The sequence below is a fragment of the Psychroserpens algicola genome (genome assembly GCF_014526325.1).
Lineage (GTDB): Bacteria > Bacteroidota > Bacteroidia > Flavobacteriales > Flavobacteriaceae > Psychroserpens > Psychroserpens algicola.
Genome location: NZ_JACNMJ010000003.1, coordinates 207,078 through 228,373, shown reverse-complemented (window position 1 = coordinate 228,373; position 21,296 = coordinate 207,078). Strand labels below are relative to the sequence as shown.

Here is a 21,296-nt window from a genome sequence, read left to right as displayed (position 1 = left end):
ATCTTAAATTCAATATAATTTTTAATCATTTGAAAATCAAATATATACATCCAAAGCAGATGATTAATCCTATAATTATGTTAATTTTTGTTTAATGATTAACAAAAAACATTAAACATTTTGTAAATTTGAGTCAAATAGAAATTATAATTTGATACTCAACTCCACTTATACTCAGAAAGAGCACAAGCATATCATTGCTGATTTGATTGGTAAACCATATTCGTTTTTTGAAGCGCTCAAAATGGGAGGCGTTGGTTCTAAGCGTATGATTATTGAGCAGGTGAGCCCTAATATGGAACAGTATTTAAACGTAGTTTCCGACATCAATTATGCTAATATAGAAATGCGACCAAATGGCATATTAATTTACATCAACAAAGGGCTTAAAAATTACACTTGGGTCATTCCTTATTATCAACTTGTTTTGTACAAAACTAATGGTACGAGTATTCATGCCCAAGGAAAATTTATTCGTTTTAGCAATACTAAAACATTCAAAGAGAATGCTACTTTTTTTAAGAAATTAATGAATGCCAAAATAAAGCATGACGAACAATACAGTTTTCAGTTTTAAAATGTATGGAATTAGATATAAGAACGACAGATAGAATTATAGAAATGGCTTGGGAAGATAGAACCACATTTGAAGCTATACAATTTCAATTTGGTTTGAAAGAACAGGAAGTTATCGAGCTCATGCGTAAAGAAATGACAACCAAAAGTTTCAAAATGTGGCGCAAGCGGGTTCAAGGTCGAAAAACCAAACACGAAAAACTTCGGTCATTTCAAGAAGGTCGTTTCAAATGCTCAAGGCAAAAACAAATCACCCAAAACTCGATTTCAAAACGATAACGTGCTTTGACTTAAGAGATGAGTTCTTAAGGACAGCACACTAAAAAGACATTATGAATACCAAAACTTTAAAATCAAAAATTAACGGTCAGAGCCTTGCAAATTTCTCTACAGAAGACATTGGCGAAGACCATATGTACACTGGTCTGCAAACTCCAATGAAAGCAGACGCTTTTAAATTAAGTGATGACGAAAAAAAGCAGCGCATTGCTATTCTGTTTGAAGAAATCATGGATGTCATGGGTTTAGATTTAACAGATGATTCTCTGAAAGGAACACCTAAACGTGTGGCTAAAATGTATATTGACGAAATATTTTCAGGCCTAAACCCTAAAAACAAACCACAAATCGCCTTATTTGATAACAAGTATCAATACCATCAGATGCTGGTTGAAAAATCTATCACGTTTTATTCTAATTGCGAGCATCACTTTGTCCCAATAATAGGAAAAGCTCATGTGGCTTATATCTCTTCCGGAAAAGTTATAGGGCTATCAAAACTGAACAGAATTGTACAGTATTACGCTAAACGACCTCAGGTTCAAGAACGTTTGACCAACCAAATTGCCGAAGAATTAAAAGCTGTTTTAAATACCGAAGACGTCGCTGTCATTATTGATGCTAAACATCTATGTGTGTCTTCCAGAGGCATAAAAGATAATACTTCAGCAACGGTTACGACTTACTATGGCGGACAATTTAATACACCAGAAAAAATCGCAGAATTACACAACTATATAAATAATTAATATTATGGAACTAATAAACAAAGCCTTAGAGTTCGAGCAAAGAAAAATGAGATCCTTATCCACTAGTGATCGTGTAAAAATTTCTCGTGAAGCCAAAGCCTTAATTTTGGATTTAAATCAAATTTACAAGCAGAAGAAAGATCAAAATATTATGGATATCATGAAACGTCTCACAGCGATAAAACGTAAAGTTGAGAAACGTTTAAAAGGTGCACCTCTAACAGCATAGTCTGTCATGCGTACTAAAAAAACATAAGCGTAATGGATTATAAAATCTATCTGTTACGCTTTTTTATAAAATTATAACACTCATGAAAACATACATCATTATTGGAGGCAGTAAGGGTATTGGTAACGCATTAACCAATAATTTACTTCAAAATCACAAGGTAATTAACTTAAGTAGAACAGCACCTGAGCAATCTCATCAAAATTTAACGCATTACAAGTGTGATATACTTAATGATGAACTTCCTGAAATCAAAAGTGCGGATGGATTGGTGTATTGTCCTGGTAGTATCAACTTAAAACCAATAGGGAGATTAAGTCTGGAAGATTTTAGAGACGATTATGAAATTAACGTCATTGGTGCCGTAAAAGCCATACAGCACTATCTAAGTTGTTTAAAACACAGCGAATCTCCTTCAATTGTATTGTTTAGTACTGTTGCAGCAAAATTAGGTATGCCTTATCATGCTAGCATTGCTGCTGCTAAATCTGGTGTTGAAGGCTTGGTGAAATCTTTGGGTGCCGAACTAGCGACAACATTAAGAATTAACGCAATTGCACCAACAGTTACAAACACCGATTTAGCTTCAAAACTATTACGTAATGATAAAATGATTGAGAATATTACAGAGCGACATCCCATGAAAAAGTTCTTACAACCAAAAGACGTCGCCGAAATGGCAGAATTTTTATTATCAGAAAAATCGAGTCCTATTTCTGGGCAAGTCTTTGAAATGGATTGTGGTATTGTTAGCTTTAAACTATAATTATAAACCTGTTAGCTTTTTTATGGTAACACTCTTTTCAAAAACTAAACATTCACATATGATAGAAAAAACATCTATATATGATATTGAAATCAACAGCCTTAACGGAGTACCTTTATCGCTTTCAAATTTCAAAGGAAAATTTATACTTTTAGTCAATGTAGCATCAAAATGTGGTTTCACATCTCAGTATAAGGACTTACAAAGCCTTTATGATACATATAAGGATGATCTTATTGTTATAGGCGTCCCATGCAATCAATTTGGAATGCAAGAACCAGGAAATGCCAGTGAAATAGAATCCTTTTGCGAAATTAACTATGGCGTTACGTTTCCTATAACAGAAAAAATAGACGTTAAAGGCAGTCAACAACACCCGTTATATACTTGGCTCACTCAAAAAAATAAAAACGGCATAACGAACTCCAAAGTGAAATGGAATTTTCAGAAATATCTGATTAGTCCTGATGGTGAATTAATAGATTATTACTATTCAATTACATCTCCAGCGAGTTCAAAAATTACAAAGCACTTAAAATAATTAATCATGTTTGGATTATTCAAAAACACATCGGAGGTTGAAAAACTTCAAAAAAAGTACGAAAAGCTAATGAAAGAGTGGCATGCATTATCGACCACAAATCGAGCAGAGAGTGACAAAAAATATGCTGAAGCTAATAAAATTCAAGAGCAAATAGAATTATTACAAAATCATTAAAATGAAGTTCTTTAAGCCATTTATCGTCTTTTTAATTATCAATTTTGCAGCTCTAGGAATTGGTAGTTGGCTAATGGCTGATGGACCTCAAGGGGAATGGTATCAATCGCTTTCAAAAGCACCTTGGACTCCCGATGGATGGGTTTTTGGAGTCGCGTGGACAACCATCATGATTTGTTTTTCAATGTATATGGCATTCTTATATTCTATACGACCAACGTCCAAAGTTAAACTATTATTCACTATACAGTTCTTACTCAATATAGGTTGGAACTTTATATTTTTCAATCAGAGGCTCACCACATTAGGCTTAATTGCTATAATTCTTTTAACCATTATAGTTGCTGCATTTTTATTGACTTACTCAAAAGATTTAAAAGTAAAATCGGCACTTATACTTCCCTACCTTATCTGGCTTTGTATAGCCACCTCACTAAATTTATACATTGTTTTATATAATTAATATGAAAATATACAGGCTACATAAAAAACAAAATTTACCAATCACAGTGGAGACTGCTTGGAAGTTTTTATCAGACCCTAATAACCTTAAGACTATAACACCTGATTATATGGGCTTTCACATTTTGTCTGGAGCAGACAGACCTATGTTTGCAGGACAGATTATACAATATATTGTAACACCAGTTTTAGGTATAAAAACAAAATGGGTTACTGAAATCACTCATAGTATAGACAATCACTATTTTGTTGACGAACAACGTTTCGGCCCTTACGCCTTATGGCATCACAAACATTTTATTAAGGAAATTGAAGGTGGTGTTGAAATGGAAGATATTATTGACTACAAAGTCCCTTTCGGAATTCTGGGACAGCTGGTACATCCGATCTTAGTCAAACCTAAACTGGAGGAAATTTTCAACTATCGCACAAAAAAATTAGAAGAATTATTTGGAACCTATAGCATTTAAAGTCACTTGACATTATGACACAACCCATCAATATTTTTTGGTTTAGACGCGATTTACGCTTAGATGACAACCTTGGTTTTTATGAAGCCTTAAAAAGTGAGCATCCTGTATTGCCCATTTTTATTTTTGATTCTGAAATATTAGACCAACTGCCTGAAGATGATGCAAGAGTAACGTTTATTCATAATACACTACAGAGCATGCGCTCAACGCTTCAAGATGAACATGACAGTAGTATTGCCATATATCACGGAAAACCTCTTGACATTTTTAAAGAACTCATAGAAACTTATAGCATTCATACAGTTTATACTAATCATGATTATGAACCCTATGCTAAAGAGCGTGATACCAAGGTAAGTGATATGTTATCTGAAAATGGAATCGCATTTAAAACCTATAAAGACCAGGTTATTTTTGAAAAAGATGAAGTCGTTAAAAAAGATGGCGACCCTTATGTTGTTTACACACCCTATATGAAAGTCTGGAAAGAAAAATTTAAATCCCATGATTTAGAAATTTTCTATACTAATGCGTATCTCGATAATCTTGTAAAGCATACACGATTACCAAATTTAAGTTTATCTGATATTGGTTTTCAAACTTCAAATCAGGTTATTGCTGAATATACAGTTACACCAACACTCATCCAATCTTATGAGGATACAAGGAATTTCCCAGCTAAAGATGCGACTTCAAGATTGGGTCCGCATTTACGTTTTGGGACAGTTAGTATTCGGAAAATGGTAAAAAAAGCCATAGCAGAGAGTAATGAAGTCTTTTGGCAAGAATTAATTTGGAGAGAGTTTTTTATGCAAATTCTTTGGCATTTTCCACAGACCACTAAAGAGGCGTTTAAACCGAAATACGATCGCATTGAATGGCGAAACAATGAAGATGAATTTAAGTTGTGGTGTGAAGGTAAAACAGGTTATCCTCTAGTTGATGCTGGAATGCGTCAACTTAATAAAACTGGTTTTATGCATAACCGTGTTCGCATGCTTGTTGGTAGCTTTTTATGCAAACATCTGCTTATCGATTGGCGTTGGGGTGAAGCGTATTTCGCTGAAAAATTACACGATTATGAAATGGCGAGTAATGTTGGCAACTGGCAATGGGTAGCAGGTTCGGGAGTTGATGCTGCTCCTTATTTTAGAATTTTTAATCCGACAACTCAAATTGAAAAATTTGATAAAGACCGAAAATACATCAAAACCTATGTACCAGAGTTTGACACAGACGAATATGTAGACCAAATAGTTGATCATAAAGAAGCCAGAGAACGCTGTTTAAAAACTTATAAAGAAGCAGTTAGCTAACATAAGATTAACATTATTTTTAAATCCCATACTTCATTTTTAAGTAACTTTAAGTACTAATTTTTAAAACTAATAACAATGAACACTAAAGATGTTGCTCAAAAATGGACACAAATGTGTAGAGAAGGTAAAAATCTGGATTGCATCAACGAACTCTATGCAGAAAATATAGTGAGTAGAGAAATGCCTGGTATGCCAGGAGAGCTTGTTTCAGGGAAACAAAATGTATGGAACAAAAACAAAGAATGGTTAGATAACGTGAGTGAATTTCACGGAGGACAGATTAGCGACCCTGTCATTGCAGATAATCATTTTACATCAAAAATGACTTTTGATGTGACTTTTAAAGATCGTGGCAGACAGCAAATGGAAGAAGTCGCTGTTTTTGGTGTTAAAGATGGAAAAATCGCCAGCGAACAGTTTTTCTATTCTATGGAATAAACAATATTAATTATTTCACATAAAAAAAGCCTTGATTGATCAAGGCTTTTTTATGTTTTAAAAGTATGGTATTATTAATTTCCATCCACACGAGTAATCTTTGCACCAATAGCACGTAAACGCTCATCAATGTTTTCATAACCTCGGTCAATTTGCTCAATATTATGAATTGTAGATGTGCCTTTTGCTGATAATGCTGCTATTAATAAAGATACACCCGCTCTAATATCAGGAGAAGTCATTGTTGTTGCTTTTAATGTCGATTTAAAATCGTGACCAATAACTGTAGCTCTATGAGGATCACAAAGAATAATTTTTGCTCCCATATCAATCAACTTATCTACAAAGAACAAACGGCTTTCAAACATCTTTTGATGTACAACTGCACTTCCTCTGGCTTGAGTTAAAATAGTTAAGATAATACTTAGTAAATCTGGTGTAAATCCTGGCCAAGGTGCATCAGAAACGGTTAAAATAGAACCGTCAATATAGTTTTGTACTTCATACCCATTTGTATGAGCAGGAATATAGATATCATCGCCTTGACGTTCTACTGTTATTCCAATTTTTCTAAACACGTTAGGGATTTGTCCTAAATCATCCCAACTTACATTAGTAATAGTAAGTTCACTTTTTGTCATTGCTGCTAACCCGATCCAACTTCCAATTTCAATCATATCTGGTAGCATTCTGTGGTCTGTACCACCTAATTTATCAACCCCTTCTATAATCAACATATTAGAGCCAACACCATTGATTTTAGCTCCCATTCTGTTAAGCATCTTACAAAGTTGTTGCAAATAAGGTTCGCAAGCAGCATTATAAATCGTTGTGGTTCCTTCTGCTAAAACAGCTGCCATCACAATATTTGCTGTACCAGTAACTGATGCCTCATCGAGAAGCATATAGGTTCCTGTAAGTTTATCGGCTTCTACTCCATAGAATAAATCTTCTTTGTTGTAGCGAAACTTAGCTCCTAAATTTATAAATCCTTCAAAATGGGTATCCAGACGTCGACGTCCGATTTTGTCACCTCCAGGTTTTGGAATGTAACCTTTTCCGAAGCGAGCTAATAACGGACCAACAATCATAATTGAACCTCTTAAACCTTTTCCATCTTCTTTAAATTCGGCAGATTCCAGATATTTTAAATTGATATCATCAGCTTTAAATGTATATGACCCCTTACCTACTTTATTGATTTTCACCCCTAATTTTTTAAGTAAGGCTATCAATTTATTGACATCTATGATGTCTGGTATGTTGTCAATTTTAATTTCTTCGGCAGTTAAGAGCACTGCGCATAGAATTTGTAATGCTTCGTTTTTTGCGCCTTGAGGTTGGATTCTTCCTTTTAATTTATGACCTCCTTCAATAATAAATGTTGCCATGAAGTTTGATTAGTAGCGTTTTCTGTTTCGGTTAGAATTATTTTTTTTGTGATGTGATTTCTTAGAATTGGAATTAGAATATTTCTTCTTATTACGCATTAAACTTGTAGCATCTGAAAGATCCTCATCACTTCCTTTTAAGTTGATTTTCCCACCAGACAATTCGTATAAGTGGTTAAAAATAACATCATCTTCAACGGTGTCTTTGTTCCAATTTAAAAAGCATTTTTTCATGTGATTAGCAATAGTATATACTAATGCTTCTTTTAGCTCACCTTCTTCCCATGTATTAGCGACATCAATCATCGTCTTAATATTGTTTCCGTAGAAACGGTATTTAGGATGATTTTGCGGATATTTTAAAGGTTCTGGACCTTCTGAGAGTTCTTCTTTTGAAGGTTTTGGATAAGGTGAATCTGCATCTAATTCAAAATCGGCTATAATAAACAGCTGATCCCAAAGTTTATGCTGAAAATCTGGTACATCACGTAAATGTGGCTGTAAATTACCCATCACATTAATGATAGATTTTGCCACTTTATTGCGTTCTTCTTTTGTTGGTAATTCTTTAGCGTAATTAATCATTTTTTGAAGATGTCTTCCATACTCAGGAATAATCAAATGTTCACGCTCTGTGTTGTATTCTAAATCGTCAATCAAAATATATATTTGTGTAGTATTTGTAAACTATGCATGAAGTATTTCTGCATATCGATGCAAAATACAAAAAAATAATTATCGAAACTGTTTTTTACAAAGAAATAACACCTTCTACTTTCTCTGCAACTTCCTTGTATTTAGCAATGACAGCATCAGGATCTTTCATATGTAAATTTACCGAAACACTTGTATAGGTTCCTTTTCCAGATTCTTTGGTTGTAATAACGGCTCCTATATTGTCAAATAAATCTTCTATTTGCTTGATTTTATGTTCATCTGTCGGAACAATAAACTTGTATAGATATTCTGAAGGCCAGCTTGATGTTTCGTACAACTGGCTTCTAAGTTTTTTATAAAATTCTTCTGTTTTTTTCTGTGAACTCATGCTTTTTTTTATTACCAAGCAAAGATACATTATACTTTGCATTTTGCTTTGCTTAATTATTGTTAATTTTATCACCAAAATCTTGCCAAATTGAAAACACAACGTATTGTTATAACTGGTGGTCCTGGAACCGGAAAATCATCAATCATAAATGAATTAATTTCAAGAGGTTACACTTGTTTAGAAGAAGTATCAAGACAAGTAACACTAGAAGCCCGAAAAGATGGCGTTGACCAACTTTTTTTAACCAAACCACTACTTTTTAGCGAATTGTTATTAGAAGCAAGAATACAACAATACAAAGATGCATCATCCTCTACTGAACCCGTAGTTTTTCTTGACCGTGGTTTACCTGATGTTTTAGCTTATATGAATTTTGTTAAAACAGACTACCCAGCACATTTCACCGAAACTTGTGAGCAACACAAGTATGACCAAGTATTTATATTAGCGCCATGGCAGGAAATTTTTGTTAGCGACAGTGAACGCTATGAAAACTTTGAGCAAGCTGTAGAAATTCACCATTCATTAATAGACACGTACAATCGATTTGGATATGATCTCATTGATGTGCCTTTTGCAAGTATTTCAAGTCGAGCAGATTTCATTATAGACGTGTTAAAATTATAGATGCCACATCCAATAAACATATTAGAACAGTATTGGAATCACACCTCATTCAGACCGCTTCAAGAAGATATTATCAATTCGGTTTTAGAAAATAACGATACCTTTGTATTACTGCCGACTGGTGGTGGCAAATCGATTTGCTTTCAAATTCCAGCACTCATTAAAGAAGGTATCTGTATCGTTATTTCTCCGCTTATTGCTTTGATGAAAGACCAGGTAAACAGTTTGAAACTTAAGGGTATAAAAGCTATGGCGATTACAAGTGGGATAAAATACAGTGAATTAGATACCTTACTCGACAATTGCATTTACGGAAATTATAAATTTTTGTACCTCTCACCCGAACGCTTGCAACAGGATATTGTTCAGCAACGTATTCAGCAAATGAATGTGAACCTAATTGCTGTAGACGAAGCACATTGTATTAGTCAATGGGGAAATGATTTTCGACCTGCTTATAAAAATATCGTTTTACTAAGACAGTTACAGCCAAGTGTAAATGTAATTGCGCTTACGGCAACAGCAAAACCTGAAGTTATTAAAGACACTATAAGCGCATTGGATTTTATATCGCCTAAGGTATTTAAAGCATCATTTTCAAGGCCAAATATATCCTATCAGGTTAAGTTTAGTGAAGACAAACTTTACGATCTGGAGCAGCTTCTAAAAAAGCATAAAGGGTCATCTATTGTATATGTTCGTAGTCGAAAAATGAGTATTAATTTACATAATGTTTTAAGCAAAAAAGGATTTAGCAGTACGTTTTTCCATGGTGGCATTCCTTCAAAAGACAAACAGGAACGCTTACAGCAGTGGATGAATAACCAAAAAGAAATTATGGTAGCAACTACTGCTTTTGGTATGGGAATTGATAAACCAGATGTAAAAACAGTAATTCATATTAATTTACCCGAAAGTCTTGAAAGTTACTATCAGGAAGCTGGACGTGCTGGTCGAAATAATGAAGATGCCTTTGCTATCATCTTAACTAATAAATCTGATGAGCAAACTTTAAAAAATCAGTTCATTGCCAGTTTGCCATCTCTTGATGAGATTAAACTTGTATATCGAAAACTCTGTAATTTCTTTCAAATATCTTATGGCGAAGGTGAACTGAGCACACATCGCTTTAACTTTAGTGATTTTTGCAAAGCTTATGACTTTAAAAGTTCAAAAACCTATAATACCTTACAACTTCTAGATAGAAATAGTATCATAAAATTATCACAGCAGTTTAATTATAAAACCAAACTTCAGTTTATTGTTAGTAACACTGCTCTGTTTTCTTATCTGGAAACACATGCGCAATACAATATTCTTGTAAAAACAATTTTAAGGACTTACGGCGGAATTTTTGAGCATCAACTAGCGATTAATATATCTCTCATTGCTGATAAATCTACAATCGGCGAAAAACAAATCATTGCTATTTTAAATCAACTACATAAAGATGGTATAGTCGATTTTTTGTTTTCTAATACCGATTCTGAAGTTATATTTCTTCAACCCAGAGAAGATGACAAAACAATTAATAGAATAGCTAATGTTGTAGAACAACAACAAGAATTAAAACGCTATCAGGTGAATTCGGTATTGGAGTATATCACTAATGATAAAGTGTGTAAAAACAAACAACTTTTGCATTACTTTGGAGAAGTTTCTGAAGTCAATTGCAACACATGTTCGGTGTGTACATCAAAAGACATTTCACAAAATCCAAACTCAATCCCGGAAATAAAAGCTCTAGTCATTGAAGCCCTTGAGAAACAACCAATGACTTCAAGACAACTCGTAGAACGATTTCCGCAGAACAAAGAACACATATTACCTGTGTTACAGTTATTGCTTGAACATCATATGATTATACTAACACCTGCAAACACCTATAAAATTAAACATACATGAAGCGCGACAAATTAAAAATCATTTTCATGGGAACTCCAGATTTCGCAGTTGCCACACTTAAAACATTAGTTGAAAACAATTACGATGTTGTAGGCGTTATTACAGCACCAGACAAGCCAGCAGGTCGAGGGCGTCAATTGAACGAATCGGCAGTAAAAAAATATGCTGTAAAGGAAGGGCTTACTGTTTTACAACCCACCAATTTAAAAAATGAGGCGTTTATTACAGAATTGAAATCACTAGGAGCTAACCTTCAAATTGTAGTTGCGTTTCGAATGCTTCCGAAAGTGGTATGGGACATGCCTAAATATGGCACATTTAATTTACATGCGTCACTACTGCCAAATTACCGAGGTGCAGCTCCAATACATTGGGCTATTATTAATGGTGAGACTAAAACTGGTGTTACTACATTTTTTATAGATGAAAAAATTGATACTGGCGCAATGATGCTTCAAGAAGAGATACCTATTGAAAATGATGAAACTGTTGGTGCGCTTCACGATAAATTAATGCATATAGGGAGTGATTTAGTTTTAAAAACGGTACATCTAATTCAAGAAGGCGATATAGAAACCACTATACAACCCAAAACAGAGCATTTAAAAACGGCTTACAAACTTCATAAAGACAATTGTAAAATTGATTGGAGTTTAGACCTTGACACCATATATAATAAGATTAGAGGTTTAAATCCGTTTCCTGCCGCATGGTGTCAACTTATTAATGGAGAAGACACCTTAAACATTAAGATTTATAAGGTTGAAAAAGAAATGGCTTCGCATGATTTAGACTCTGGCACATTACTAGTATCAAAAAAAGAGTTAAAAGTAGCAGTAAGAGGAGGTTACATTATAATTAAAGAAATCCAGCTTCCAGGCAAACGTAAAATGGATGTACAATCACTATTAAACGGTTATGATTTTAACAAAAATGCAAAAATGCTCTAAAACCCTTGTATACATTGATATTTGAAAAAAATCCGATGAAATGCAAACCTTTATTAACAAATGCTCTAAGTTATCAACAAATACTTGTATTTCCCTTGCTATTACTTGCGTAGGTTGATTTTACGTATAAATTTGTAGACGGATTTAACAATAACGTTTAACCCAACTATTTTTTTAACAATTTAAAATACAAATTTTATGAACAAAACAGATTTAATCAATGGGATGGCAGAAAATGCTGGAATTACTAAAGCAGCTGCTAAGAAAGCATTAGATTCATTATTAATTGACATCGAAGGATCTTTACAAAAAGGAAACAGAGTTTCTTTAGTAGGATTTGGATCTTGGTCAGTTTCTAAAAGATCTGCAAGAGAAGGAAGAAACCCTCAAACTGGTAAAACTATACAAATCAAAGCTAAAAACGTAGTAAAGTTTAAAGCTGGATCTGATTTAAGTAGTGCTGTAAACTAGTATGTCTTTAAATAGATTACGAAAAGCTCACTTAAAAGTGAGCTTTTTTGTTTTTATATTCTCCTTCGAATTTATTGGTTATTAGAAAAATATGTTTTAGATTAGTACGTAAATCATGCACATATGATTATATCAAAGCCCAAAAAAGGACATCTTCTCATTGCTGAACCATCAATTATTGGTGACTTATCATTTAATAGGTCAGTTATTCTACTGGCAGATTATAATGACGAAGGTTCTATTGGCTTTATTCTTAATAAACCTTTAGAATACACATTAAACGATTTAATACCTGATACTGAAGCGACATTCAAAGTCCATAATGGAGGTCCTGTAGAGCAGGATAATTTATATTTTATACATCAGGTACCACAGTTGATTCCAGACAGTATTGAAATTTCACATGGCGTATATTGGGGAGGAAACTTTGAGATTGTTTTACAACTTCTTAAAGACGAAAAGCTGACCACCTCTGATATTAGATTTTTCTTAGGATATTCGGGTTGGGAAGCCAAACAGTTAGATAACGAATTAGAGTCTAATGCCTGGATTGTTTCTGAAAATGTTTACAAAAACGAACTCATCAATAAATGTTGTGATTCATTTTGGAAAGAAAAAATGCTAGAATTAGGTGGTGATTATTCGCTGTGGTCTAATGCGCCAGAAAACCCAAGTTATAATTAAGATAAGCGCATCTTAGTATTTAACCTTCTCAAAATATCTTCGGAAACTTTAGTATCAAACACCTTTTTGCGATATTTCAATATGGGTTGAATTCCTATAATGACATTTGTAATGAATAATTCATCTGCTTTCTGAAGTTCAAACGGTGAAATTGATGCCTCTTCTAAGACGTAATCTCCAGAATTTAATATAACATCAATAATTTGCTTTCTCATAACACCATTTAAACATCCATCTGTTATTGGTGGTGTTTTAATGTGTTCACCAGACACTAAAAACAAGTTACCTTGTAACGCTTCAACGACGCTTTTATTTGTATTGAGTAATAGACAGTTATCAAAATCATTCTCTTTGGCGTAAATACTTCCTAAAATATTAATCGCTTTATTATTAGTTTTGAGTGTAGATAACAATCCAGGAGCAACAGAATAATCTTTATATAAATCTACAGTATAAGATTTTAATGAAGATACTGTATAGAAATCATTAGGTAAAGGCTCGGCATCAATACTATAACTAACTCTGTTTTCTTTTGGCAGATATCTACCTCCATCACCTCTATCGACATTGAAACGAACTCTCGCTGATGATTTTGCCAATCCATTAACGTTTATGGTTTTTAAAATTTCAGCTTCAAGAAACTCCATCGTAAAATTCATTGGGATTTCCATACGCATAATTCGCATAGAAGCCATGAGTCTAAAATAGTGATCCTCCCAAAATAAGATTTTACCATGCACTACTTTTAATGTTTCAAAAAGTGCATCACCAAACTTATACCCTCTATTATCGTTGGTAATGAAGTTATCCTCTTTTATAAGTTTGCCATTAAAATTTATCATAAAAAAAGTCTCGATTAAACATCGAGACAAATATAAAACTTATTGATTGTTATGTTCTAGGCAGAACCCAAAACTTGCTTTAAATCTGAAATTTGATTATCCCAGAGCATTTTAGCTTCATCAACTTCATCCTCATCAGCAAAATCAGTTACAATAATAGATACGTCTTTAGTGATTTCATCAACCTGAATTCTGATTTCAAAAAAATAACTTGCGCCATCTTCATCGTCATTTAACCATCTAAACTTTATACGCTCTCCACTTTTCTTGCTCAACAACTTTGCTTTTTCTTCACTTCCGTCCCAAATAAATGTAAATAATTCTCCACGAGAATTTACATTATCAGCAAACCATTCTGATAAGCCCGAAGGTGTTGATATATATTGATACAAAAGTTGAGGCGACGCATGTATTACAAACTCCATCTCAATTTTTACTTTGTCTTCCATAGATATATTTATTATTGTGCTCAATATATACATTAATTGTTGAGTTTAAAACTAAAACTGAAAAAAAATAATTTGCCCATTTTATGTTTGTTCAGATAAATTTTGTTTTTATATTTGCACCCTCATAAATGGCGAGGTAGCTCAGTTGGTTAGAGCGTTGGATTCATAACCCAGAGGTCACGAGTTCAAATCTCGTTCTCGCTACAGAAGAAAGTCTTATACGTTTGTATAAGACTTTCTTATTTTATGACCTTTTACATACCTGCTTATTACCAATTTTCCCAATAAAATTTGTCCAATCTAACAGTTTTTATAAACACTTAATTATCAATCAATTAAATCTATAAGTGTTTTTTTAAATGTTAAAAAAGTGCATTTCAACGGTTTTTTTTGCATTTTATGGAGTGAATTATAAATAAAGTAATATATTAGCAACCTAATTATTGGACATAAATTCATTAAACCCCAAACTAATGAGAAAAATTACCTGCTTAATTGCACTGTTATTTATAATAGTGCAAACTTCCTTTGCGCAAGAGACTTATAAAAGAATTCGCATCAACAGTTCTGATCAGATGACTATCGAAAAGCTAGATCATCTTAGCATCGATTTAACATGTGGCGTACTCATCGAGAGTAATGGCATATTTATGGAAATCGAAGATTATCAAATACAGCGACTTGAAAGTGAAAATATTGCATACACTGTTTTAATTGATGATGTCACTAAATTTTATAGTGATCGAGCAATAAGTGACCTTCCAAAAGCAAGTTTAGAAATTCAACAAGAAAAATCACTAGCCGCTCAAAGATCATTGAGTGTTAGTGAATTGATTAATAATGTAGGACAATATAATGAATGTGACGAGATAGATTGGGCAGTCCCAACAAACTGGAATATAAATGATGCTGCAAATTATCCAGCAGAAACAAATCATTTTGGTGGTTGTTTAACATTTGACATGGTTGTTCAAGAGTTAGATGATATGAGAGCCTTATATCCACATCTTATTTCAGCAAAAACCAATGCATCACCAACCAACCAACTTACCTTAGAAAACAGAACGGTATGGATGGTTAGAATATCTGATAACCCAGATATTGATGAAGCTGGTGAACCAGAAACTTTATATCAATCATTAATTCACTCTAGAGAATCTGCTACTGTAATGAATCAACTATTCTTCATGTGGTACTTGCTCGAAAATTATGATACTGATCCTGCGATAAGAAATTTAGTAAATAATCAAGCGTTATATTTTATTCCCGTTTTTAACCCAGATGGTTTTGTTTATAATCAAACAGTAGCGCCAAATGGTGGTGGCGGACAACGAAAAAACAGAAATACATCTGGATCATGCGGTACTTACAGTGAAGGTATTGACTTAAATAGAAATTCGGGTTACTATTGGGGCAATGGAGGTTCTTCAACTTCAGATAGCTGTAGTTCAATATATGCTGGATCTTCTGCATTCTCTGAGAATGAAACACAAATTATGCGTGATTTCTTTCTACAGCACGATTTTAAAATCGCTTTAAATCACCATTCCTTTAAAAATACAATGCTACATGCTTATGCAGGTGTTGATCATATACCAAACCCTAGACCTGATGAGTATTCAAAATATAACCATGACATGACCAAATACAATAGATATGGTTATGGACCATCTACATCTATTACTTCTTTAAATAGTGGTAATATGAATGACTGGATGCTTGGTGGACCATCTGGTACTAATCCTGGAAACGGTGTATCTTCAGGTGGAACAGGATCTAACAAACACACAATGGCTTGGACTCCTGAAAATGGATCTGGTACTGGAATTGAAACAACAGGTGGAACTTATGGAGGATTTTGGCCTTCACCATCAGCTTTTTTACCTATTGCAAAACGTGCTATGCGTATGAATCTTCTGGCGGCATACTTCAGTGGTAAATATGCTCAGGTTCATGATATGACACAGAGTAACCTTACCACACTTTCTGGAGATTTAAAATTCGAAATAGAACGTTTAGGTCAAACTGCTGGTGATTTTACACTTACAGTAACACCAGTATCTTCAAACATTGTATCTATTGGAGGTGCTGTTACCGAAAGCTTTACAAATGCAGCTAATCCAAATTTTCCTGCTACAGAAACGAACCCGATTCAGGTCACTTTAGACCAAAGAGATGTAAATATAAGTTATACCTTAGACCCAGGAATTCTTCCTGAAGAACTTATAGAATACAAAATAGTATTGACAAGTGATTATGCAACTGACAATGTATTATATGAAGCTAATATCAAAAAAGCTTATAATCCAAATGTACTATTAAGTGATGATCCTGACACCACTAACTTAGGAAACTGGACAGCGTCTGGTGGTACATGGTCTACTACTTCTGATGCTTACTCTGGAACAACTGCAATCACAACAACGGCTACTGCTCCTTATTCTAATGGAGAAAACAAACAATTACAATACAATCAATCTATTGATTTGAGTGGAAAAGATGCTACAGTGATTCAGTTTTATGGAAAATGGGATCTTGAACGTAGTTTTGATTATGTTCAAATTGAGGCCTCATTAAACGGAACATCTGGATGGACGCCTTTATGTGGAAAACTCACAAAAGCAGGATTTCTTCAAATTAACAATCAGTATTCACAGAAATCAACAGATACGTTTCAGCCTGCTGGAGAACCATTATACGATGGTGATACTCAGGATAAATGGAACATGGAAGAAATCGTAATTGATGCTTCTAATAATTCGTTTCTATTGAACCAACCTACAGTATTTCTTAGATTTGATTTTAAAACGGATACAGGTAATTCCCCATCAAGCAACAACAATAGACAAGATTCATATACAAATGTAGATTTTGAAGGTTTTACTTTTGATGATTTCAGAGTTATTGAAATAAAAACACCTTGTGATAACACTACGCCTCCTAATAATCTCAGCGTTGACATAGTAACTCCTATTTCAGCGGAAATTAGCTGGGACATTATCCCTTCAGCAACTTATGATGTAAGGTATAGAGAAATTGGAGCTCCAACTTGGACTGTAATTACAGATGTTGATGTAAATCCGTACGTTATATCTGGTCTTTCAGAAAATACTGATTATGAGGTACAAATAGCAACTAGATGTGTCTCGACAACATCATCGTATAGTACATCACAAAACTTTACAACAACTACATCTGCTGCTTGTACTGGAAGTAGTGTAAGTTCATACCCATACACTGAAGATTTTGAAAGTGCTGTTAATGGAGGACTCGGATTATGGAATCATGATCCAAGTGATGATGGTGAATGGACCATTGATTCTGCTGGTACTGGATCTCCTGATACTGGACCGAGTGGAGACTTCGATCCTTCCAACCCAACTGTGAACAGAACTTCAGGTAACTATATGTATGTTGAAGCTTCTCTTAATCAAAACCCTGGACCAGAAAGTACAGTTTATTTAGTAAGTCCTTGTATTGATCTAAGTGGTTTTGAAAACGGAAACTTCTCCTTTTACTATCATATGTTTGGTAGTGATATGGGCATATTAACTGTCGATGTAAGTACTGACAATGGAACGTCTTGGAGCACCATAAATACCTTAAGTGGTCAACAAGAACAATCTGATGAAACTGATGCCTGGGAAAAAGCAGATATCAACCTCTCTGCTTACAATAATCAAATTATTAAAATTCGTTTTTCGGGTACTACACCATTAGATACTAGTGGTGGTGTTGCTTCAAATGCACCCTTTAGAAGCGATATGGCTATTGACTATATAAATATAACAGCTGATGTTGCTTCTGTATCTGCTCCTCCTACTGCTCTTTGCCAAAACATAACAGTTCAGTTAGATGCTGCTGGCAATGCAACTATAGTTGCTGCAGATGTTGATGGTGGTTCTACAGATGATGTTCTTATTACCGACTTAAGCATCGATATAGATACTTTCGATTGTAGTGATATTGGAACACCTGTTGATGTGACATTGACAGTGACCGATGGAGATAATCAAACAGATACATGTATCGCAACAGTTACTGTTGAAGATCAAGTAGATCCTGAATTTGTTAATGTTCCTGCTAATATTACATTAACCTGCGGAAATAATCAGCCAACATGGACAGATCCTACCGTTACTGATAATTGCGGAACAGGCTTAACACCTGTAAGAACTGACGGAACAGGTCTTAATAGTGGAAGCACATTTCCTGATGGATTAACAACCATCAGTTATTCAGTAGACGATGGAAATGGAAACACAAATACAGCATCATTTACTGTAAATGTAGTTGTCGATAACCAAAACCCGGTAGCTGTGTGTCAAAATATTACTGTTCAGTTAGATGCTTCAGGAAATGCTACAATTACAGCTGCTCAAATAAATAATGGATCTACTGATAATTGTGCTATAGCATCAATTGCGGCATCTCAAACAGATTTCACATGTGCTGATGAAGGTGATAATAACGTTACACTTACTGTGACTGACACCAATGGAAATGTGGACACATGCACTGCTGTAGTTACTATCACATTACAAGATGCTCCAACAGGATTAGAATGTTGGGAAACTGCTAACTATAATTACACAACGTGTATGTGGGATGTTAGCGGAACTCCTCCTACTCCTGTAGTGACCGATGTGACAATTTGTTCTGACGAGTCTTACACTTGGTCTGTTAATGGATTGACTTACAATGGTGCTGATGGAGACACATCTGTAACTGTCACAGGTAGTGGTTGCGATCCAGATCAAACGCTTAATATTACAGTAACGCCTGAGCCTGCTCCGGTTGTGACTGATGTGACGATTTGTTCGGATGAATCTTACACATGGACAGTTAACGGTTTAACTTATAATGGTGCTGATGGTAATACTTCGGTAACGATTGAAGGTGAAAACTGTGATGCTGATCAAACACTTAATATTACGGTAACGCCTGAGCCTGCTCCGGTTGTAACTGTCGTGACGATTTGTTCGGATGAGTCTTATACTTGGACAGTTAACGGTTTAACTTATAATGGTGCAGATGGTAATACTTCAGTAACTATTGAAGGTGAAAACTGTGATGCTGATCAAACACTTAATATTACAGTAACGCCTGAGCCTGCTCCGGTTGTGACTGATGTAACAATTTGTTCGGATGAATCTTACACTTGGACAGTTAACGGTTTAACTTATAATGGTGCTGATGGTAATACTTCGGTAACTATTGAAGGTGAAAACTGTGATGCTGATCAAACACTTAATATTACAGTAACGCCTGAGCCTGCTCCTGTTGTGACTGATGTAACGATTTGTTCGGATGAGTCTTATACTTGGACAGTTAACGGATTAACTTATAATGGTGCTGATGGTAATACTTCAGTAACGATTGAAGGCGAAAACTGTGATGCTGATCAAACACTTAATATTACAGTAACGCCTGAGCCTGCTCCTGTTGTGACTGATGTAACAATTTGTTCAGATGAATCTTATACTTGGACAGTTAACGGATTAACTTATAATGGTGCTGATGGTAATACTTCGGTAACGATTGAAGGTGAAAACTGTGATGCTGATCAAACACTTAATATTACAGTAACGCCTGAGCCTGCTCCTGTTGTGACTGATGTAACAATTTGTTCAGATGAATCTTATACTTGGACAGTTAACGGTTTAACGTATAATGGTGCTGATGGTAATACTTCAGTAACGATTGAAGGTGAAAACTGTGATGCTGATCAAACACTTAATATTACAGTAACGCCTGAGCCTGCTCCTGTTGTGACTGATGTGACAATTTGTTCTGATGAGTCTTATACTTGGACAGTTAACGGTTTAACGTATAATGGTGCTGATGGTAATACTTCGGTAACTATTGAAGGTGAAAACTGTGATGCTGATCAAACACTTAATATTACAGTAACACCTGAGCCTGCTGCAGTTGTAACTGATGTGACGATTTGTTCGGATGAGTCTTATACTTGGACAGTTAACGGTTTAACTTATAATGGTGCTGATGGTAATACTTCAGTAACGATTGAAGGTGAAAACTGTGATGCTGATCAAACACTTAATATTACAGTAACACCTGAGCCTGCTGCAGTTGTAACTGATGTGACGATTTGTTCGGATGAGTCTTATACTTGGACAGTTAACGGTTTAACTTATAATGGTGCCGATGGAAATACTTCAGTAACGATTGAAGGTGAAAACTGTGATGCTGATCAAACACTTAATATTACAGTAACACCTGCTACTAATACGTATTATGCTGATACTGATGAAGATGGATTTGGTGACCCACTAAATGAAATCATTACATGTACTCAACCTTTCGGATATGTAACAGACAATACTGATTGTGATGATACTAATGATCAAATTTACCCAGGAGCTACAGAGATTCCTGATAATGGTATAGATGAAGATTGTGATGGAATGGATGAAAACACCTTAGACACTGATGAGATTATAAACAGAACAGTGACTATAAAACCAAACCCGTTCAAAACCACAATTACCATCAGCTTACCATTAAGTTTCAATGGAAGTGATTTTAATATCAACATATATGATCTTAATGGCCGTATCGTTTACAAGAAACAAAAATCAAGTATAGATGGAGAAATAATATTAAATGACCTTGACAGACTTGAGGAAGCACCTTATTTCATTAGAATATCAAATAATGATAACGGATTGGTAGTCACCAAAAAGCTAATTAAATTCTAATATAAACATTACAAAATATGAAAAGCTAGAGTTAACGCTCTGGCTTTTTTTTTATTTAACTCACTAATAATCAAACAGAAACACAGTCTAACCTGAACTTATACAATTATTCAAAACGCTTTGACTTACCAATTAACTGATTATCAATAGTTTAAAAATATATAATGCATTTCATCGATTATTTTTGCATTTCACAGA

At 34.3% G+C, this 21,296-nt stretch carries 22 protein-coding genes and 1 tRNA gene; 18 read left to right on the top strand and 5 right to left on the bottom strand.

Features of this window, described 5'->3' with window-relative positions:
* Positions 1–151 precede the first annotated feature (151 nt).
* The 11 genes from H7350_RS09645 (at position 152) to H7350_RS09595 (ending at position 6,009) form a co-directional block, all read left to right on the top strand.
* Positions 152–577 carry a hypothetical protein gene (locus H7350_RS09645; RefSeq protein WP_204345697.1) on the top strand — a complete coding sequence of 142 codons (426 nt, stop codon included), beginning with the start codon at positions 152–154 and terminating at the stop codon, positions 575–577.
* Between the two features lie 5 nt (positions 578–582).
* On the top strand, positions 583–855 hold the full coding sequence (locus H7350_RS09640) for a TIGR03643 family protein (protein WP_204345696.1): 273 nt from the start codon (positions 583–585) through the stop codon (positions 853–855).
* 53 nt (positions 856–908) lie between these two features.
* A complete protein-coding gene (gene folE / locus H7350_RS09635; RefSeq protein ID WP_204345695.1) occupies positions 909–1,604 on the top strand; it encodes a GTP cyclohydrolase I FolE in 696 nt (231 codons plus the stop codon).
* 4 nt (positions 1,605–1,608) lie between these two features.
* Positions 1,609–1,833 (top strand): hypothetical protein, encoded by a 225-nt coding sequence (locus tag H7350_RS09630; protein ID WP_204345694.1) that lies wholly within the window; start codon positions 1,609–1,611, stop codon positions 1,831–1,833.
* Positions 1,834–1,915: 82 nt separating this feature from the next.
* Positions 1,916–2,599: an SDR family NAD(P)-dependent oxidoreductase gene (locus H7350_RS09625; RefSeq protein ID WP_204345693.1), complete on the top strand. Its 684-nt coding sequence runs from the start codon at positions 1,916–1,918 to the stop codon at positions 2,597–2,599.
* A gap of 58 nt (positions 2,600–2,657) precedes the next feature.
* Positions 2,658–3,140 (top strand): glutathione peroxidase, encoded by a 483-nt coding sequence (locus H7350_RS09620; protein WP_235989315.1) that lies wholly within the window; start codon positions 2,658–2,660, stop codon positions 3,138–3,140.
* Between the two features lie 6 nt (positions 3,141–3,146).
* Positions 3,147–3,317 (top strand): Lacal_2735 family protein, encoded by a 171-nt coding sequence (locus H7350_RS09615; protein ID WP_204345691.1) that lies wholly within the window; start codon positions 3,147–3,149, stop codon positions 3,315–3,317.
* Between the two features lies 1 nt (position 3,318).
* Positions 3,319–3,780 (top strand): TspO/MBR family protein, encoded by a 462-nt coding sequence (locus H7350_RS09610; protein WP_204345690.1) that lies wholly within the window; start codon positions 3,319–3,321, stop codon positions 3,778–3,780.
* Between the two features lies 1 nt (position 3,781).
* Positions 3,782–4,249, top strand: coding sequence for an SRPBCC family protein (locus H7350_RS09605; RefSeq protein ID WP_204345689.1), 468 nt, complete (start codon positions 3,782–3,784; stop codon positions 4,247–4,249).
* Between the two features lie 14 nt (positions 4,250–4,263).
* Complete coding sequence (locus H7350_RS09600; RefSeq protein ID WP_204345688.1) at positions 4,264–5,568, top strand: cryptochrome/photolyase family protein; 1,305 nt, start codon at positions 4,264–4,266, stop codon at positions 5,566–5,568.
* A 78-nt stretch (positions 5,569–5,646) separates the two neighbouring features.
* Positions 5,647–6,009: a nuclear transport factor 2 family protein gene (locus H7350_RS09595; protein ID WP_204345687.1), complete on the top strand. Its 363-nt coding sequence runs from the start codon at positions 5,647–5,649 to the stop codon at positions 6,007–6,009.
* A 74-nt stretch (positions 6,010–6,083) separates the two neighbouring features.
* Here H7350_RS09595 and murA read toward each other — a convergent pair whose 3' ends face one another.
* From murA to H7350_RS09580, 3 genes are all read right to left on the bottom strand, one after another.
* Complete coding sequence (murA, locus tag H7350_RS09590) at positions 6,084–7,400, bottom strand: UDP-N-acetylglucosamine 1-carboxyvinyltransferase (protein WP_204345686.1); 1,317 nt, start codon at positions 7,398–7,400, stop codon at positions 6,084–6,086.
* 9 nt (positions 7,401–7,409) lie between these two features.
* A complete protein-coding gene (locus H7350_RS09585; RefSeq protein ID WP_204345685.1) occupies positions 7,410–8,060 on the bottom strand; it encodes a DUF4290 domain-containing protein in 651 nt (216 codons plus the stop codon).
* Between the two features lie 91 nt (positions 8,061–8,151).
* Positions 8,152–8,445 (bottom strand): DUF493 family protein, encoded by a 294-nt coding sequence (locus H7350_RS09580; protein ID WP_204345684.1) that lies wholly within the window; start codon positions 8,443–8,445, stop codon positions 8,152–8,154.
* 90 nt (positions 8,446–8,535) lie between these two features.
* On the opposite strand from H7350_RS09580, the gene H7350_RS09575 reads away from it, so the two are divergent.
* The 5 genes from H7350_RS09575 to H7350_RS09555 all read left to right on the top strand — a co-directional run bounded on the left by H7350_RS09575 (position 8,536) and on the right by H7350_RS09555 (position 13,085).
* Entirely contained in the window at positions 8,536–9,075 is a 540-nt protein-coding gene (locus H7350_RS09575; protein ID WP_204345683.1) for an AAA family ATPase, read from the top strand.
* The gene (locus tag H7350_RS09570; RefSeq protein WP_204345682.1) at positions 9,076–10,980 is read left to right on the top strand and encodes a RecQ family ATP-dependent DNA helicase; all 1,905 of its coding nucleotides are present in this window, start codon (positions 9,076–9,078) and stop codon (positions 10,978–10,980) included. It begins immediately after the preceding gene.
* Positions 10,977–11,930, top strand: a complete 954-nt coding sequence (gene fmt / locus H7350_RS09565; protein WP_235989314.1) for a methionyl-tRNA formyltransferase — start codon at positions 10,977–10,979, stop codon at positions 11,928–11,930. Before H7350_RS09570 ends, fmt begins: the two co-directional genes overlap by 4 nt.
* A gap of 198 nt (positions 11,931–12,128) precedes the next feature.
* Complete coding sequence (locus tag H7350_RS09560) at positions 12,129–12,401, top strand: HU family DNA-binding protein (protein WP_204345681.1); 273 nt, start codon at positions 12,129–12,131, stop codon at positions 12,399–12,401.
* 123 nt (positions 12,402–12,524) lie between these two features.
* On the top strand, positions 12,525–13,085 hold the full coding sequence (locus tag H7350_RS09555; protein ID WP_204345680.1) for a YqgE/AlgH family protein: 561 nt from the start codon (positions 12,525–12,527) through the stop codon (positions 13,083–13,085).
* On the opposite strand, the gene H7350_RS09550 is transcribed toward H7350_RS09555, so the two are convergent.
* On the bottom strand, positions 13,082–13,927 hold the full coding sequence (locus H7350_RS09550) for an aminotransferase class IV (RefSeq protein ID WP_204345679.1): 846 nt from the start codon (positions 13,925–13,927) through the stop codon (positions 13,082–13,084). The genes H7350_RS09555 and H7350_RS09550 overlap by 4 nt on opposite strands.
* Positions 13,928–13,983: 56 nt before the next feature.
* Entirely contained in the window at positions 13,984–14,376 is a 393-nt protein-coding gene (locus tag H7350_RS09545) for an START-like domain-containing protein (protein WP_204345678.1), read from the bottom strand.
* A 130-nt stretch (positions 14,377–14,506) separates the two neighbouring features.
* On the opposite strand from H7350_RS09545, the gene H7350_RS09540 reads away from it, so the two are divergent.
* Both H7350_RS09540 and H7350_RS09535 read left to right on the top strand, forming a co-directional pair.
* Positions 14,507–14,580 (top strand) — tRNA-Met (locus H7350_RS09540).
* 269 nt (positions 14,581–14,849) lie between these two features.
* Positions 14,850–21,098 (top strand): M14 family zinc carboxypeptidase, encoded by a 6,249-nt coding sequence (locus tag H7350_RS09535; RefSeq protein WP_204345677.1) that lies wholly within the window; start codon positions 14,850–14,852, stop codon positions 21,096–21,098.
* Positions 21,099–21,296 lie beyond the last annotated feature (198 nt).

Bases quoted from the DNA above. Each gene is read 5' to 3' on its own strand.
- H7350_RS09640 (WP_204345696.1), top strand. From the start codon at position 583: ATGGAATTAGATATAAGAACGACAGATAGAATTATAGAAATGGCTTGG.
- folE (WP_204345695.1), top strand. From the start codon at position 909: ATGAATACCAAAACTTTAAAATCAAAAATTAACGGTCAGAGCCTTGCA.
- H7350_RS09630 (WP_204345694.1), top strand. From the start codon at position 1,609: ATGGAACTAATAAACAAAGCCTTAGAGTTCGAGCAAAGAAAAATGAGA.
- H7350_RS09625 (WP_204345693.1), top strand. From the start codon at position 1,916: ATGAAAACATACATCATTATTGGAGGCAGTAAGGGTATTGGTAACGCA.
- H7350_RS09620 (WP_235989315.1), top strand. From the start codon at position 2,658: ATGATAGAAAAAACATCTATATATGATATTGAAATCAACAGCCTTAAC.
- H7350_RS09615 (WP_204345691.1), top strand. From the start codon at position 3,147: ATGTTTGGATTATTCAAAAACACATCGGAGGTTGAAAAACTTCAAAAA.
- H7350_RS09610 (WP_204345690.1), top strand. From the start codon at position 3,319: ATGAAGTTCTTTAAGCCATTTATCGTCTTTTTAATTATCAATTTTGCA.
- H7350_RS09605 (WP_204345689.1), top strand. From the start codon at position 3,782: ATGAAAATATACAGGCTACATAAAAAACAAAATTTACCAATCACAGTG.
- H7350_RS09600 (WP_204345688.1), top strand. From the start codon at position 4,264: ATGACACAACCCATCAATATTTTTTGGTTTAGACGCGATTTACGCTTA.
- H7350_RS09595 (WP_204345687.1), top strand. From the start codon at position 5,647: ATGAACACTAAAGATGTTGCTCAAAAATGGACACAAATGTGTAGAGAA.
- murA (WP_204345686.1), bottom strand. From the start codon at position 7,400: ATGGCAACATTTATTATTGAAGGAGGTCATAAATTAAAAGGAAGAATC.
- H7350_RS09580 (WP_204345684.1), bottom strand. From the start codon at position 8,445: ATGAGTTCACAGAAAAAAACAGAAGAATTTTATAAAAAACTTAGAAGC.
- H7350_RS09570 (WP_204345682.1), top strand. From the start codon at position 9,076: ATGCCACATCCAATAAACATATTAGAACAGTATTGGAATCACACCTCA.
- fmt (WP_235989314.1), top strand. From the start codon at position 10,977: ATGAAGCGCGACAAATTAAAAATCATTTTCATGGGAACTCCAGATTTC.
- H7350_RS09560 (WP_204345681.1), top strand. From the start codon at position 12,129: ATGAACAAAACAGATTTAATCAATGGGATGGCAGAAAATGCTGGAATT.
- H7350_RS09555 (WP_204345680.1), top strand. From the start codon at position 12,525: ATGATTATATCAAAGCCCAAAAAAGGACATCTTCTCATTGCTGAACCA.
- H7350_RS09550 (WP_204345679.1), bottom strand. From the start codon at position 13,927: ATGATAAATTTTAATGGCAAACTTATAAAAGAGGATAACTTCATTACC.
- H7350_RS09545 (WP_204345678.1), bottom strand. From the start codon at position 14,376: ATGGAAGACAAAGTAAAAATTGAGATGGAGTTTGTAATACATGCGTCG.
- H7350_RS09535 (WP_204345677.1), top strand. From the start codon at position 14,850: ATGAGAAAAATTACCTGCTTAATTGCACTGTTATTTATAATAGTGCAA.